The sequence below is a fragment of the Desulfosporosinus sp. HMP52 genome (assembly GCF_000765145.1).
GTDB lineage: Bacteria > Bacillota > Desulfitobacteriia > Desulfitobacteriales > Desulfitobacteriaceae > Desulfosporosinus.
The window spans coordinates 43,303-60,163 of record NZ_JMGA01000059.1 but is presented as its reverse complement, the minus strand read 5'-3'; the positions used below and the strand labels follow the sequence as shown (position 1 = coordinate 60,163).

Sequence of the window (16,861 nt, the reverse complement as noted above, 5' to 3'; positions counted from 1 at the left end):
CATTTAGCTTAATACAAAGCAAATTGAGTCGTTCAAAAATTCGAAATAAGGGTACTCAAACTGCCTATTAACATAGTTTTTAATTATAATAAAAGGAAGATCAGCCCTGAATACTATTCCTCTCTAAAATAAGCAAACAAAAGGTATATCCGATGACTACCAGCCGTAAGACTCCCATCTTCTATAAGTACGAAAGCATCCAGCACGAAACCCGGGTGAGGGTTTCGCCCAAGCCGCCTGCAGCAGAGAAAAGCATAACGGCGTAGGTTGCTTTCGCCGAACCGCAAACTACCCAGAACAACTTTAGCGGTGAGGATGAGATAACGGCTGCTACGTCCCTGGATAAGTTCTTCTAAGCTTCAGATGGAGTAAGTATTCCTCTTAGGCAAACTCCATCTGAAGCTAAGAATCACTTGATAACTTGAAGGAGAAATATATGAGAAGGACAAAAATTGTTTGTACCATTGGTCCGGCAAGTGAATCTCCGGAGAAGGTTCAGGAACTGCTTGTCGCTGGTATGGATGTTGCACGCCTGAATTTTTCCCATGGAACCCACGAAGAACATGGCAGAAGAATTGAGATTTTAAGAAGGGAAGCTGCCAAGTTTGGGAAACATTTAGGAATACTTCTTGATACTAAAGGGCCTGAGGTACGAACGGGAAAAGTTCCTGAGGGTGGTATTACCCTTAACAATGGAACGGAGTTTATCTTAGACACAGATCTAAGCCTTGGCAATCAGCAGCGGGTAGGAATTACTTATACTAATTTATGGCGTAAAATTGAGCCCGGTAGTCACATACTTATCGACGATGGACAGATAGACCTTGAAGTGACTTCCACAGAAGAGAATATTATTCGGACAATTGTTCGCAACGGAGGGGTTTTAAAGTCTCAAAAAGGTGTGAATGCACCGAATGCGCTGATTGATTTACCAGCAGTTACTGAAAAAGATATTGAGGATATCCGCTTTGGCATCTCCCAAGGAATCGACTTCATTGCTGCATCTTTTACTCGTAAGGCTATAAATATCCTTGATGTCCGCAGAGTAGTGGAAGAAATGGGTGCCGATGTCCACATTATTGCCAAGATCGAGAGTCAAGAAGGAATCAATAATTTAGATGATATTCTCGAGGTTGCTGATGGGCTTATGGTTGCTCGGGGAGATCTGGGGGTAGAAATACCCGTCGAAGAAGTTCCCATCAGGCAAAAGGAAATGATTCGTAAGTGTAATTTGTTAGGTAAACCTGTTATTGTTGCAACCCAAATGTTAGATTCCATGATTCGTCAGCCAAGGCCTACACGAGCAGAAGCCAGTGATGTAGCTAATGCCATTCTGGATGGTACGGACGCTATTATGCTCTCCGGTGAAACAGCAGCTGGGTTATTTCCAATAGAAGCGGTCAAAATGATGGACAAGATTGCTCAAAGAACTGAAAAAACTTGCAAGAATGATCAAGCATCTCGTCATTCTGCCAAGGTTGCAGAAGCAATCAGCTTTGCCAGCTACACGATTGCCAAAGACCTCAAAGCCGCTGCAATTCTCACTCCTACCCATTCAGGATTAACTGCACGTATGATTTCCAAATATAGACCTATGGCAATGATTATTGCGGCAACCCCTTTTGACAATACCGCAAGAAAGCTTTCCCTTCTATGGGGTGTACAACCCATTATTGTTCCTGAAAGTCCCGGAACGGATGAAATGTTGGCAGTAACTGTTAACACCTCTTTGAATAAAAGCCTCATCCAGGCCGGTGATGTTGTCGTAATAACTGCCGGGGTACCAATTGGCAAAGTCGGGTCAACAAATATGATTAAGGTTCAAATAATGGGTAATATTTTGTCTAAGGGAATTGGGATTGGGCGTAAATCCTATTCAGGTATAGCCCGTAAAGTCCAAGATCCTGAAAAAGCTGTATTCAATGAAGGGGAAGTATTAATTGCGGAATCAACAGATGCACTGTTTGTACCATTGATCTCCCGGGCTGGTGCCTTAGTCGTTGAAGAGGCAGGCTTAACATCTCATGCAGCCATAACTGGATTGCAATATGGAATTCCGACAATTGTTGGTGCCAGGGAAGCTTTTTCTAAGGTTGAAGATGGTCAGACACTGACTGTTGATGCTTTAACCGGAATGATGTATGAGGGGTCAGTTAGTATTTTATAACCCTGTTTCAGTATTAACCCTTCAATATCTAAGCATCGCCTACTTAAAATACTAAGGCCAGGCATAACATAGAAACGCGAATAGTCCTTGGACTATTCGCGTTTACTCTGGATTTTTGCAATTATTTAGGGAGGGTTATTGAATCATCCATACTTCTTTTAAGACTTTGTAAATCATGATTATAATTTCCTGTATTAGTCATTTGATCATCAACCAAATCTTTATCAATTGTACTATGCTCCCGGTCATTAAAGACTCGAATTAAGCCTGCATGCTGTAATTCGCTGGCAATCTCAAATAAAGAATCCCGTTTATCCCGGGGTAAACTATTGACAAAGCGGTTTATTTTCACCGGGGGCACAAGATTTCGGAATTTTACTCCACCATACTTAATAATACGTTCGGGCAAAGATGATCTCCTCCTTACATCAAGTTTATCTAACATTGTTATTATTTGCTTTATGATTAAAACAAATACGCTTTTGAAAGGGTTAAATGGAAGAGACATAAAAATAGAGCAAGAAATTCTTGCTCTAAAAATATTAGTATTTACTTGATTTTGAGTTAATTCTTGTTATTGTAGAGGGGAGTCCTCTTCAACTTGGACATTGCTTAGAGTTTCTTTAACTTGTTCACGAATAAAAGTCAGGTACTCTTGGCGTAAGGCTTCTTGCTCTGCTGCTTCCCATTCCTCTAAACCAACTGTCCGTTTTTTTCGGGACAACTCATTAATTCGTTCGATAAATATTTGTATGGCTGAAGTACTCAAGGATGATCCTCCTTTTTTTGGATATACATTATCATTTGAATCACAAACTACCGAACTATCATCATTTTCAGCTCATTATAGCATAAGTGAGAAATTACTTACAAATTGCCTCTATAATAGATTTGCATTTTAATATTTTTTAGGTCTGGTTTTTAGCCCAGTAAAAGTGATTATGTACTAACACACAATATTTAGTAGGAAAGAAGGCCGTTTAAATGATTTTGTCATCAAAAACAACTTTACGTGTACGTTATGCAGAAACAGATCAAATGGGAATTGTTTATCATTCAAATTATCTAATCTGGTTTGAAGTAGGGCGATCAGAATTGTTTAGAGAGTTAAACCTTCCTTATACAGAATTTGAAAAACAAGGTCTGGGTTTAGCAGTAATCGAGGCTAATTGCAGATATCGTCAACCTGCTCGCTATGATGATGAGCTTGTTATTGTTACTGAAATCGAAAACATGACTACACGCAGAGTTGTATTTAGTTACCATGTATATCGAGATCAAACCTTATTAGCAGAAGGAAAGACTGTTCATGTTTTCTTGAATCAAGAGGGACGGCTAGCTGATGTTCGCAAATATGACATATGGGGTCGCTTGGAGCCTCTATTTGCAAAAAGGGAATAAAATGGAAGTTGAAATCCGGGGGGAGCGCTTTTTAGCTTTGTTAACCCGTGCGAAGACGGTGTCTTCGTTCCGCACGCGTCTGCGAGTTCCACCGCTGGCTCGCTGGACGGTTCGCGAGCGCGTCCGAACCTCTGGGTATTCCTGCATGTGTGCCGCTCCTTGCCATCCATGGCACCGCGGCATCAGTCCATCCCTGGACAAGCCCTGCGGCGCGCTACGAGGACGCGAACCGTCGATGCTCGCCTTACCGCGGCTTCACTGACGCATCCGCTTAGCAGAAAAGCGCTCCTCCAGCCAGTTTGCTAGGAGTGTAAGTATTACCTTGGGGACTCAGGTAAGCCTTCGCGAATCTCTAGCGTGAGAGGAAGGGCTACCCTGAAAACACCCCAAAACACTCTTAAGATAAAGACCTGAAAGACAGGGCGACTTCGATCCACAGGAGTGAACTCATTGCATGGAGAGGCGGTAGAGCCTACAAAGCTTGGGTGGGAAGCGGAGCCACAGGTTCACCTCAGGTACTACCCAGTGGTTTGGCGGAGCTCCCGCCCAAGCGAGTAGGTGAGCCTCGGAGTGCTGAGTACGAAGACACTGTCTTCGCACGAATTAGCTTTCTTGCACGGATGTGGACGAAGCTGCCCTACCCCAAGCGACCCCAATTTTCATCCTAAGCTTGTGCTTCCTTAGCAGCGGTATGGAAGTCTACTCCAACATAAAATAATCATATGACGGATATTTGAATCCTTACTTGCCATGTGGTATTATGTATACATAATACAAAGAGAGAAGGGATCCTATGTTTCTTGTAACTTGGATTGAAGGGGAAGAAGTCAATTATCGAGTCGTTAAAAATCAAGAACTTCCTAATCTAATGGCAATCCTTGGTCAGCACGCAATCATTCAAAAGATAGCATCATAGAACTACGGATAATTCCTTTCTATCTCGTGTTAGAATTTAATCAGGCAAATAATTTGCTCATCATTAGATGGGCTTTTATTTTTGTTTTGGAGTAGCAGGATAATCTTCGTTTACACAGAATATAAATTGAGTTATAGATTTGTATCGTTTTGTAGGAGGTGTAACAATGTCCTTTAAAGTAGTTGTTGACAGTTCCTCTGATATTCCTTTGGACAAAGCAACAAATTCAGGCATAACTACTGTTCCCATGCCCGTTACAATTGATGGGGAAATATTTTTAGAAGGAATTAATTTACAGGCTAATGACTTCTATTCGAAATTTGAAACCTTTAAAGAATTGCCTAAAACATCTCAACCCAATCCAAACACCCTTTTGGAAACCTATGAGAAAATTTTGTCAGAAGGTCATGAGGTTGTTGCGATTCATCTTTCCTCTGGTTTAAGTTCAACGCTTTCCACCGCGCGAATGATTCGTGAGATGACCTCTGCTCCCGAGCGCGTTCACGTCATCGATAGCTTAGGTGCCTCGTTTGGTTATGGCTTATTAGCTTTATTTGCTCAAAATGTTTTGCAATTTGCTTCCTCTTGGGAAGAGGCTGAAAAAACTATCTTAGAGTATCGGAAAAACATGCGTTACGTTTTCACGATAGACAATTTAGAGTATCTTGTTAAAGGTGGCAGAGTTAGTAGACCAGCCGGATTTATTGGTGGGCTCCTCGATGTTAAGCCTATATTGCACTTTACTTCCGAAGGAAAGATTGAACCCTTTGCTAAAGTTCGTACCAGACGTGCAGCTATTCGCAAATTGGTTGAGATCATGGCGGATGACTTGGAAAACATGGAAAATCTCCACCAGCAAGTGATTGGAATATCTCATTCAACCTGCTTTAGTGATGCACAAATCTTAGCTGAGGAGATTCGCCAACGGTTTCAAGTTAAAGATATTTGGATTAGTGAAATAGGATGTGTTGTTGGTAGCCATACCGGACCCGGAACCCTGGCTCTTTTCTATCCGACTTCAAAATAACTAAATCTTGACATTTTACTGTTGAATAAGGGCCGACAAGTGCGATGCAGACTAACCTCAGATTTATTGAGATTAGTGCACCGCTAGAAAGTTTGCCTTACATGGTATGTTTGTTAAACTATTCAAGCTGTTATAGGGGGAACACTTTTGAAATTATTTAGATCGGTTTTTCTGGCATTATTCATAATAATCAGCTCCTCACCAGTTGCTTATGCTGAAAATACATCTCCGCCGGATGTCCGTGGAGAAGGTGCATACTTGATTGACGTATCATCTGGACAAACCCTTTTTGTGAAAAACCCTGATAAACAATTAGCTCCGGCAAGCACTACTAAAATAATGACAGGGCTTCTAGCCATCGAAAATGGAAACTTTGACGATATGGTGACGGTTAGTAAAACTATGTTAAATAATAAAGTAGTTTATGGTACTCAAATATACCTAGAACCCGGAGAACAAATACTCTTTAAAGATCTCCTCTATGCAACCTTGTTGAATTCAGCTAATGATGCGGCAGTTACCCTGGCTGAATATGTTGGCAAGGACATGAGCCACTTTGTGGAGATGATGAACCAGCGTGCCAGTGAAATTGGGGCTACTAATACACATTTTGTAAATCCAAGTGGTTTAACAGAAACAGGACATCTGACAACTGCTCATGATCTGGCCCTTATTGCCCGAGAGGCCTATCAAAATCCAATATTTGCTGAGTTCGTACGCACTAAGACCCAGCCTATCTCCAGATCTAAGGCAGATGTTCCCGTCTTAATGGTTAATGAGAATAAATTATTGTGGAGAGACTCTTCGGTGGATGGCATCAAGACAGGTTATACTGCCGCTGCCCAAAATTGTCTTGTTGCCTCAGCCACTAAAGATGGACGTCAACTGATTGGGGTAATTCTTAAGTCACCCGGGCGAGAAATCTATACTGATATGCAAAATATGTTTGATTATGGCTTTACTCAGTTTAGCAATACGATAATCAAACCCGCTGGGGCCGTTATTTCATCAATTACTGTCAATACTGAATCTGTAGATCTTGTCCTCGATCAACCAATCTATTCAACCCAAAAGCTTAATGCACCGGAGAATACTCTAAATCTCCGTGTAACACCCTTATCGACAGACCCCTTAACATCCGTTGAAGAGGGACAAGTCCTTGCGCAAGTTGCGGTTTTAGAGGGGGAGAACCAAATAGATATATTTCCTTTAAAAGCTGCTAAGTCAGTTCATCCGGAACCGGTTAAAGCATCTTTTGCCGGATCTATTTCAACCTTTTCAACTTGGATTATTGGAACATTGCTTTTATCAGGGACTATATTTTTCTTAAACTCCTTGTATAAGAAGCGTCGAAAAACTCTTTATTGGCGAAGGCAGGTCAGGCGGTCGAGAAGAAGAGATGGGTTATAATGGCTTAGAGAAGGAATTATTATAAAATTGCCTGAGAAAGTGCATAATATCTCTTGCAGCTAGTTATATGATCAGGCACTCAAGATTCTAACAGCAATCTTATACTAAGAGCATAATTTTAATAGTGGGATTTGGAGTTGAACATTACTTGGAAAAAGAAAAAAAAGTAGTTACTTTAGCCTATGGCTGCCAGATGTCAGAACGTGATGCTGAGACCTTAAAACAGATAACCCGCCAAGAAGGTTACACGAGTTCAGATGATCTTGCCAGTGCGGATCTAGTGATAATAAATACCTGTTGTGTAAGAGAGAGCGCCGAGAACAAAATATTAGGAAAAATCGGAGAGCTAAAAAGGCTGAAAGAAAAGAATCCCAATCTGAAAATTGCCATTAGTGGATGCATGGTTCAACAACCGGGTGCTTTAGAGAAACTTCAAAAACGGGCCCCCCATATAGATATCTGGACAGGAACCCATAATCTTCATGAGTTTTCTGCTCTATTGCATAAAGCGGAGCAAGGGGAAAAAGCAGCGGAAGTGTGGAAAGAACCCCAAAAAACCTTAGAATCAACTCCCCTAGCTGAAAAAGGCAAGCTTCAGGCAAATGTAAATATTATGTATGGCTGTAATAACTTTTGCTCCTATTGTATTGTCCCCCATGTTCGGGGCCGAGAGAGAAGTCGTAAACCTGAGGAAATTATTCAAGAGATTAAAGACCTGGTGGCCAGTGGATGTCGGGAGGTTACCTTACTTGGGCAAAATGTAAATTCCTATGGTAAGGAGTTTTCGCCCCCCTATGATTTCGCTGATTTGCTGCAGGAGGTTGATCAGATCCCCGGACTTTTGCGGGTGCGTTTTATCACTTCTCATCCTAAAGATTTGTCAGACAAGCTAATCTCCGTCGTTGCTTCAGGAGAGAAACTGTGCGAACACTTTCATCTCCCCATCCAATCTGGGAGTAATTTTATTTTGGAACGCATGAATCGGAAATACACCAGGGAATACTACCTCAGTAGAATCAGTAAGATACGTGAACTCTTGCCTCAGGCAAGCTTGACCACGGACATAATTGTTGGTTTTCCAGGGGAATCTGAGACGGACTTCGAACAAACCTTAGAAATTATGAATTTAATCCAGTATAGTCATGCCTTTACGTTTATGTACTCAAAACGTTCAGGAACACTGGCCGCCGATATGGAAGACCAAATTCCCCTCGATATCAAAAAGCGCAGGTTACAGAGATTAATGAGTGTTCAAAACGCTCAGAGTCTGGAATGGCGCCAACGTATGATAGGAAAAACCTACGAGATATTGGTAGAAGGTCCGAGCAAAACAAATCCTGAGCGTTTTACCGGACGAACACGCGGAAATGAACTAGTTGTTTTTAAAGGTAATTCCAACATTATTGGTTCTTTAGTAAATATTCAAATTATCGAGGCTTCAACATGGACACTGGTTGGCGAAATCGTGAACCCAGAAATGTAGAATTTGTTTGAGAATGCAAATTATAAGCAGGAATCATACTATTCTATGTAGAATGTAATATATGGAGGTGTGACACATGACAAATGAAATAATCGAACATGCTCGACTCTTAGCTGACGCTATTGCACGAAGCTCCGAACTTGCTGAATTGCATAGTAAGGAAGATGCAATGGCTGCTGATCCTTCAGCACAACAATTGATTGCAGAATTACAGAAAGCTCAGGAACATTTCATGGAAGTTCAACAAAATGGGGCAGAGCCTTCTGAAGCTGATAAAATTGCGGTTGACGAAATCGAAGCTAAAGTTCAGGCCAATGACGCCATTGCAGCTTATATGGATGCACAAGACAAATTCACAGAAATGTTGGATAGTGTTAATGCCATTCTAGCAAGTGCGATTGCGGGAGCGTCAGGAGGTTGTTCCTGCGAGGATAACAGTTGCGATCCCAGCGGATGTAACCCTGGAGGTTGTGGAAGTGCAGGCTGTGGTTGCGGAGGAATCTAATTCCCCACAATACCAATCACAAAACTAACGAGAGGGAAGGGCTTTAATCTGAGCTCTTCCCTTTTGGGGTTTAAGGATTTATAAGAATGATTGACTAACTAATCAATCTCTTTTGGATATAAATTGACTTAAAGGGGAGAAGCATAAATGACTACCCCCATGATGCTGCAATATAAGAGCATAAAAGAACAAGCTCCGGATGCGATTCTGTTTTTTCGATTAGGGGATTTTTATGAAATGTTTGGTGAAGATGCCGAAGTTGCAGCACCTATTTTACAAATCGCCTTAACGGGTAGAGATGCCGGGGATGGAAAAAGGGTTCCAATGTGTGGAATCCCTTATCATGCTGTGGAAAACTATTTAGTAAAGCTGGTTCGTTCAGGGCATAAAGTTGCAATTTGTGAACAAGTTGAAGATGCAAAGGCTTCCAAAGGGATTGTTAAACGAGATATCATTCGCATCGTATCTCCAGGTACACTGACAGAATCAGTTGCCGAAGGATCAAACCATTATTTGGCAAGTGTGTATTACTCTGAACAATGGGGACTGGCCTTTCTGGATATATCGACTGGTGAATTCACAGTTTTTCAAACTCCTCACCTGGATGTTTTGCTGGCCGAAATTGCTCGTATAAATCCTGCAGAGCTTCTCCTAACACCTGAACTCAGCAAAAACCCTAAGTTGTGGGTGCAATATTACTGTACTGTTCGCGAACAAACAACCTTTAAAACCTCAGTCATGCGGGAGCATTTCCATAGCCAAAAGGGATTATTCACTGAATTTCCAATTGCAGCCTTTGCTGCTACCGGTTTATGGAGCTATTTATTGGAGACTATGCCAGGGGTTGACCCTACTCATATTGTTGAAATCAAAACATACCGCTCTGAACGTTGGATGTTTCTTGACCAATGGACGCGACGAAATTTAGAGCTAACTGAATCCCTCAGAGGTATTGGAAAGAAGGGAACCCTGCTTTCTGTTCTTGATGCCACCCAAACTGCCTTCGGGGGTAGACTTTTGAGGCATTGGATTGACAAGCCCTTGCTTAAGCAAGATGAGATAGAAGGACGCCTTAACGCCATAGAAGAACTAATTGCGGATGCTTTTCTTCGTAAAGATCTACAAAAACTTCTTTCAGAGGTTTATGACCTGGAGCGATTAATGGGAAAAGTATCTTACGGTACAGCTAATGCTAAAGATCTATTATTATTGACTCAAACTTTAGCTTTGCTTCCTGATATTTCCGCAATTATTATTTCAAGCACTGCCGAAACTCTAAAAGTCAAAGTGCCTAAGCTAGATGGTCTAGGTTCATTCGTGGAGAATTTGCAGAAGGCGATTAATCCTAACCCACCATTATCTCTACGAGAAGGAAATATAATTAAGACCGGTTATTCTCAGGAAGTTGACGAATTACGGATCATTGCAACAGGTGGTAAAGAGTGGTTGGCCCAGTTAGAGAATGCGGAACGGGAACGCACCGGAATCCGCTCCCTAAAGATAGGGTATAATAAAGTCTTTGGTTACTATATCGAGATAACTCATGCCAATGCTCATCTTGTACCCGGGGATTATCAACGTAAGCAAACTTTGTCTAATGCTGAAAGATTTATTACTCCGGAACTTAAGGAATATGAACTAAAAATTATTGGTGCCGAGGAAAAACTAAAAGACCTGGAATACGAACTTTTATTGGCCTTGCGAGAACAGGTTCGAACAAATGCCAAAAAAATCATCAGCGTTGCTCAAGTCTTAGCAGAAATCGACGTTTTTGTTAGCTTAGCAGAAGTAGCTGTTAATAATCATTATGTTCGTCCCCAGATCAAGACGGATGGACAAATTCAGATAACGGAAGGTCGTCACCCGGTCGTTGAAAAAATGATTGAACAAGGCACCTTTGTTCCTAATGATACACTTATGTCCGAAAATCAACATTTAGCCCTCATCACCGGTCCCAATATGGCTGGTAAATCAACCTATATGAGGCAGGTGGCCTTAATAGTATTAATGGCTCACATTGGTTCCTTTGTCCCAGCGAAAAAGGCTAATATTGCCTTGGTCGATCGCATTTTTACTCGGGTAGGAGCATCGGATGACTTGGCGGCAGGTCAAAGTACATTCATGGTTGAGATGCATGAAGTAGCACACATTTTGAAATATGCCAGCAGAAATAGCTTGATCATCTTGGATGAAATCGGACGAGGAACTGCCACTTATGACGGACTAAGTATTGCTTGGGCCGTCAGCGAGCATCTTGTGCAAAATCCTCAGTTTACCCCTAAGACTCTCTTTGCTACCCACTATCATGAGTTGACTCAGCTTCAGGATAACTTCCCCGGACTCTTTAACCTCCATGTTGGAGTTAAGGAACGAGGAGAGGATATTGTATTTTTACACAAAATCTTACCCGGTCGAGCAGACCGCAGTTATGGCATTCAAGTAGCCAGGCTGGCCGGCCTGCCTCAGGAACTAATTATTCGTGCTAAAGCCTTACTCTTAGAGCTGGAATCATCTGAACCCGTACATGCTTCTGACAAGACGGCAGAGGTTATTACTCAATTCTCATTATTCGATGTTCCGAAAGTCCATCCCCTTCTGCAAGAGATTGAGAAGCTGCCTTTGGAAGATATGACTGCTCGTCAAGCTCTCCAATATCTCTTTGATTTGCGGGAGCGTATCCAAGCGACAGAAACCTTGTAGGGTACTCGAGGTTCGAAATCTGAAAGACTAGCTTAAGGTAATCTGAGTAAGGTGCGACTTCCTAAAAGGAAATCGAAGGATGCAAAATTATGGTGATGACCCAGTTCAGGTAAGGTGAACTTTCAAGTCCCGTAAAAGTAATGTTCAGGAAAACAGTTCGATGTTTCGTAGCAGATTTGTGATCCTACATTGAACTTCGAACACCGATAAAGGGGGTAAATTATGTTCAACCGAATAGGTATTGATGTGGGAGGAACTTATACTGATGCCGTTTATATTACCAATGATCAGATCCAACACACCGCTAAGGTGCCCACACAGTCTAAAAACTTAGTCGAAACCCTTATGAACGCTTTTGACAACTTGAAAATCCAAGACGAACAAGAGATCAGCCAAATCACTGTAAGTACCACACTAGTTACAAACGCTATACTCCAGAACAGAATTCCTCCGGTTAAATTATTCTTATTCTCTGGGAATGGAATGAAAGTTGATGCACTTCCTTGGCCGGTTACTTACACAGAACTTAGAGGGGAAATGGATTATCGGGGCAGAGAAATCACGTCACCCAATGAAGAGGAATGGCAGAAACTAAACTTAGCCGATTTAGAGGATGATTACAGCCACGTAGCAATTGTGGGGAAGTTTTCCCACCGCAACTCTCTGCACGAAAATCTGTTGGCAGCTTATCTTAAAGAACATAATCCTTCGATAAGAATGGCCCTCGGTCATGAGTGGGGCCAGTCAAATTTTTATCGACGCAGTCTAACGACTTATCTTAATCTAGGTGTTTCTGACCTCTACCAACAATTTGTCCAACAACTGCAAGCAGCGGTTAAGGCCCGGAATATTCAAGCCCCTATTTTCATTCTCAAGGCGGACGGAGGAAGCTTACCACTAGCCAAAATCCGTCCTATCGATTCTATTTATTCCGGACCCGCAGCGAGTGTCCTAGCCGCATTAACTCAAACCTCGCCTGATGAATCATCGATTATTGTTGATATTGGGGGTACCACGACAGATATTGGTTTGGCTTTATCAGGAGTTCCGCTCCTTAGTGCAAAAGGAGCTCGGATCGGTGAGTTTTCCACTCTTGTCCGCTCCCTTGCCGTACGCTCTATTCCGGTGGGTGGAGACTCAGTTGTCCGTCTCAATGATCAGGGTGTTGTGCTGGAAAACTATCGACTGGGTTCGGCATATTGTCTGGGGGGAGGAAACCCAACCCCTACAGATGCCATGCGTTACCTGCAACTAATTGACTATGGTGACCTAGGTCTGGCAGAAGAAGGACTGGGCTCTCTTTTACCGTCGGAACAAAGAACCCCAGAGACTCTTGAGAAGCTAGCTCTAGACATTATCAATATCGTTGTTGAAAAAATAGCTAGAGCCGTAGATTCTCTCCAACGTGAATGGCAAGAAGAACCGGCCTACAAGGTTTGGGAAGTTCTTCATCCCCAGGAAAACAAAACTTTTAAGACAATCGTTAGTGGTGGGGGAGCCAGAGGAATTACTACAGCCCTGGGAAACAGACTTAAAACACCGGTACAGCTGGGGGCTTTTCCGGAGGTTTCTAATGCACTGGGTGCCGCTCTTTCCAAACCCACCTTTGACTGTACTCTGCACCTGGATACTTATATGAAACAGTATCGTGTGGAAGAGACGGGAGAACAAGGGAAGTGGACGGGTGCTCTCCGACCCCACCGGGAAGTGGCAGGCTTTATCGAAGCACTTGCTCAACAGCAAGCTGCAGACTATGGTATTGAAGTTCAGGACATGGAGAAGGAACCCTTTGATTTCTTTCCCATCGTCCAAAACTATCAAACTGTGGGGCAAATCGTCCGCGGGGCTGTCCACGTTCGGCCCGGTGTAATCGGGAGGGTACAAGGATGAAAAAAACAGGAATATTATTTTTCCCGGCTTTCGATTGGTCATTAGGCGACTCCCATCCGGAACGTGAAGAGCGTCTCCTCTATACCCAAGAACAGCTTTTTGAAGAGGGAGTTCTTGATTTACCTCAGATCAAGCAGTATTCTCCTCGTGTTGCGGCTCTGAAAGATGTCCTCAGAACCCAAGCCTTATTCCCGAATCCGGAAGCCCATAGGTCGGGTCTGGATCCTCATCTTATTTCCGCAGGCAGTTCACTTCTTCTGGGCGAAGCACAGGTGAAGGGTGAAATTCATAATGGATTTGTAATGGCCCGCCCCCCGGGTCATCATTCCGGTGCTACAGTATGGGGTAATCGAGGGTTTTGTTCTCTTAACAATGAAGCCATTCTGGTCAACGATTTAAGAGCCCGTTTTGGAAAAAAGAAAATTGCGATTGTCGATACAGATGTCCATCATGGCGATGGAACTCAAGATATTTTCTATCATGACCCCAATGTCCTTTTTATTTCTCTGCATCAAGATGGGCGCACACTTTATCCGGGAAGTGGTTTTGTCAATGAAAAGGGTGGCTTTAATGCCTGGGATCAGACTCTAAACATTCCTCTTCCACCGGGAACAGGGGATGAAGGCTACCATTACGTCTTGGAAAACTGGGTCTTACCACGTTTGCAGGCCTTTGCCCCGGATATCATCATTAATTCTGCCGGTCAGGATAACCATTTCACAGATCCCCTGGCTTCTATGAACTTGACAGCTGCAGGGTATGGTCGAATTACAGAACTTCTTCAGCCGGATTTAGCGGTTCTCGAAGGTGGATATTCCATTGAGGGGGCACTCCCATATGTCAACTTGGCCATTTTACTGGCACTTGCCGGAGAAGACTATCATCATGTCCGAGAGCCCCAGAAAATAAAGCGCAATACTGTAACTTTGGCAGCCTTGAAACCCTATATTCAAGAACTTAAAAGACAGCAAGAAGCTGCTAAGCCCAACCTATCCTTTCAGAGCAAGCCCTTTTTTCCTAGTGGAAACTGGATTTATAGCCCTCATTCTGTTTATTATGATACTGAGGGTTTTCAAGAGACAAGACATGATTACGTTCGTGAGTGCAGTGATTGTGGAGGAACAGTGTACATAGAGAGCAGAAAGTACACTGAAAAATCAATATTAGTACGGATTCCATTTCAAGCCTGCCCAAGTTGTGAGCAAGCAGGCTATGACCTGTGGGAGCATCTCCAAAACTCTAAGGAAAGCTTTTCCTATGGATTTCTTCAGAATCAGCTTCACGATACACACTACGTCTGGAACAGGAAAGAAGGATTGAGGAAGTTTTGACACCGGTGATTCATATTCTTGATGCCCACTCAGCCAATCAAATTGCCGCAGGTGAAGTCGTAGAACGTCCTGCTTCAGTGGTTAAAGAACTCGTTGAAAACTCCATTGATGCCGGAGCAAAACATATTGATATTTCTATCGAAGGTAATGGTGTCCCCTTGATACGAGTACGGGATGATGGGTGTGGAATCGGAACAAAGGATTTACCTTTAGCGGTGATCCGTCACGCCACCTCTAAAATTACCACGATTGAAGATTTAGATCATCTACAGACCTTGGGCTTCAGAGGGGAAGCTTTGCCGAGCATCGCTTCCGTTTCCCGCCTCCAGATTTCTTCGCGTCCCGCCGATGAGGTGGCGGGGTTAAGTCTAACCTTGAACGATGCAGGGCAGGGGGAGTATGAAGAAATCGGATGCCCAATTGGTACAGCGGTTACCGTCCGAGATCTTTTCTTTAATACACCGGCCCGTTTGAAATTTTTAAAATCCACTCCGACAGAATTTGGTCTGATCAGCGATACCATCGGGAGAATTGCTTTAGCTCACCCGGAAATCGCCTTTACCCTGACCCATCCAAGTCAAGTTGTATTGCAAACAACGGGACGTGGAGATTTACGAGAAGCAATAGCAGCAGTTCTAGGGCATGCTATCGCTCGCCAACTGCTGCCAATCACTGCCCGACATGAAAAGTGGCAGCTTGAAGGCTTTATCAGCCCTCCGAACTTAGTCCGTTCTTCTAAACAGTCTCAGTATTTTATGCTCAATGGACGAACTGTCCGCTCTTCCATCTTAAGCCGGGCACTGACAGAGGGGTATCACACCTTAATTCCCGTCAAGCTTCACCCAATTGTTGTACTACATTTGAAGGTTTCACCTGCGGATTATGACGTAAATGTTCATCCCACAAAAATGGATGTGCGCTTTAAAGAGGAACAAGCTCTATCTCAATTTATTAAAGAAGCAGTATATCAGACTTTACTTAATAGCAAACCTTTACCCTCTATGCAAACTCAACCGACTCAGACTAATAAGTCAAACATACCCACGCCTGTAAGTTTTTCAAGACAGGAATCTCAGGCTCGGACTTTATCCTCCTATAGTGATCTAAAGCTACGGGAATCAAAACTGCCGATTCCGCCTGTTATAAATTCTGGGCACTCCGAAAAATCCAATCAAACTAAAACCTATGAACAACCGAAAATTGATTTTCCCCGTCAACTTCCCGTCATTGAGAAAAAACCGAAGGCTTTACCTCAGGAAACTATGCTTAGTCTTGACAACTTAGATAAACAAAAGATTGATCAAATCGAGCCAATTAGAGCTGAATATCAAAAAGTTGTGCAAATAGAATCACTAAAAATTGAGAATCAAAAAGATTTTAATTCTAATACGCCAGCTGGGGAATCCCTTAACCATATGTGGCCACTAACCCAACTTTTCAACACTTACATTCTGGCAACTGACGGTAAAGTTCTTATTATGATCGACCAACATGCTGCCCATGAGCGAATCAACTATGAGCGGCTTCTTAAGGAGTTTAAGGCGGCAGATCAATTCAGTCAGACACTTTTAATTCCGATCCCTATGGAGTTTACACTCCAGGAAGAACAAGTGCTTTTGGAAAACCTCTGGATTCTCAATGAAATGGGTTTTATAATTGAACAGTTCGGCTCTCGGACTTATTTACTGCGAGGGATACCAGTCCAAACAGGTTCATTTCAGGCTGACGCAATGCTCCGTCAGTTCATCGAAGATGTACTCATGAAAAATTCCCCGCCCACCTTTGATAAAATATTAGAAGAATGGATATATATGTTAGCCTGTAAAGAATCTATTAAAGCGCAAGATTCATTGAGCCTGCCGGAAATGGAGCAACTAATGGCAAGTTTAAGCCGGACTGAAAATCCCTATACTTGTCCCCATGGACGTCCTACGATGGTTACTATGACTCGCTCCGAACTTGAAAAACGCTTTTATCGAATATAGATTAACAGCGAAGGGTAAGAACCTAAGGGTTATCTTAGCTGTGCAG

General features: G+C 42.8%; 13 protein-coding genes. 11 read left to right on the top strand and 2 right to left on the bottom strand.

The genetic code is table 11. The annotated features are described in order from the left end of the window. The first annotated feature begins 436 nt into the window (after positions 1–436). Complete coding sequence (gene pyk, locus DP73_RS19505) at positions 437–2,167, top strand: pyruvate kinase (protein WP_034601892.1); 1,731 nt, start codon at positions 437–439, stop codon at positions 2,165–2,167. A 121-nt stretch (positions 2,168–2,288) separates the two neighbouring features. On the opposite strand, the gene DP73_RS19500 is transcribed toward pyk, so the two are convergent. Then, entirely contained in the window at positions 2,289–2,576 is a 288-nt protein-coding gene (locus DP73_RS19500; protein ID WP_034601891.1) for a hypothetical protein, read from the bottom strand. Positions 2,577–2,741: 165 nt separating this feature from the next. Beyond that, positions 2,742–2,936, bottom strand: coding sequence for a DUF896 domain-containing protein (locus tag DP73_RS19495; RefSeq protein ID WP_205623418.1), 195 nt, complete (start codon positions 2,934–2,936; stop codon positions 2,742–2,744). 215 nt (positions 2,937–3,151) lie between these two features. On the opposite strand from DP73_RS19495, the gene DP73_RS19490 reads away from it, so the two are divergent. From DP73_RS19490 to mutL, 10 genes are all read left to right on the top strand, one after another. Next, positions 3,152–3,568, top strand: a complete 417-nt coding sequence (locus DP73_RS19490; protein ID WP_034601889.1) for a thioesterase family protein — start codon at positions 3,152–3,154, stop codon at positions 3,566–3,568. A 793-nt stretch (positions 3,569–4,361) separates the two neighbouring features. Continuing rightward, on the top strand, positions 4,362–4,484 hold the full coding sequence (locus DP73_RS24285; RefSeq protein WP_014903309.1) for a hypothetical protein: 123 nt from the start codon (positions 4,362–4,364) through the stop codon (positions 4,482–4,484). 166 nt (positions 4,485–4,650) lie between these two features. After that, positions 4,651–5,511 carry a DegV family protein gene (locus DP73_RS19485; RefSeq protein ID WP_034601887.1) on the top strand — a complete coding sequence of 287 codons (861 nt, stop codon included), beginning with the start codon at positions 4,651–4,653 and terminating at the stop codon, positions 5,509–5,511. A gap of 147 nt (positions 5,512–5,658) precedes the next feature. Further along, positions 5,659–6,921, top strand: coding sequence for a D-alanyl-D-alanine carboxypeptidase family protein (locus DP73_RS19480; protein ID WP_034601885.1), 1,263 nt, complete (start codon positions 5,659–5,661; stop codon positions 6,919–6,921). 148 nt (positions 6,922–7,069) lie between these two features. Beyond that, the gene (miaB, locus tag DP73_RS19475) at positions 7,070–8,404 is read left to right on the top strand and encodes a tRNA (N6-isopentenyl adenosine(37)-C2)-methylthiotransferase MiaB (RefSeq protein WP_034601898.1); all 1,335 of its coding nucleotides are present in this window, start codon (positions 7,070–7,072) and stop codon (positions 8,402–8,404) included. Positions 8,405–8,480: 76 nt separating this feature from the next. Continuing rightward, entirely contained in the window at positions 8,481–8,909 is a 429-nt protein-coding gene (locus DP73_RS19470) for a YlbF family regulator (protein ID WP_034601884.1), read from the top strand. 147 nt (positions 8,910–9,056) lie between these two features. Then, entirely contained in the window at positions 9,057–11,609 is a 2,553-nt protein-coding gene (gene mutS / locus DP73_RS19465; protein WP_034601883.1) for a DNA mismatch repair protein MutS, read from the top strand. Between the two features lie 222 nt (positions 11,610–11,831). Beyond that, complete coding sequence (locus tag DP73_RS19460; protein WP_034601882.1) at positions 11,832–13,499, top strand: hydantoinase/oxoprolinase family protein; 1,668 nt, start codon at positions 11,832–11,834, stop codon at positions 13,497–13,499. Then, positions 13,496–14,830 (top strand): histone deacetylase, encoded by a 1,335-nt coding sequence (locus tag DP73_RS19455; protein WP_034601881.1) that lies wholly within the window; start codon positions 13,496–13,498, stop codon positions 14,828–14,830. Before DP73_RS19460 ends, DP73_RS19455 begins: the two co-directional genes overlap by 4 nt. After that, a complete protein-coding gene (gene mutL, locus DP73_RS19450) occupies positions 14,827–16,815 on the top strand; it encodes a DNA mismatch repair endonuclease MutL (protein WP_034601880.1) in 1,989 nt (662 codons plus the stop codon). The genes DP73_RS19455 and mutL overlap by 4 nt, the downstream gene beginning before the upstream one ends. Positions 16,816–16,861 lie beyond the last annotated feature (46 nt).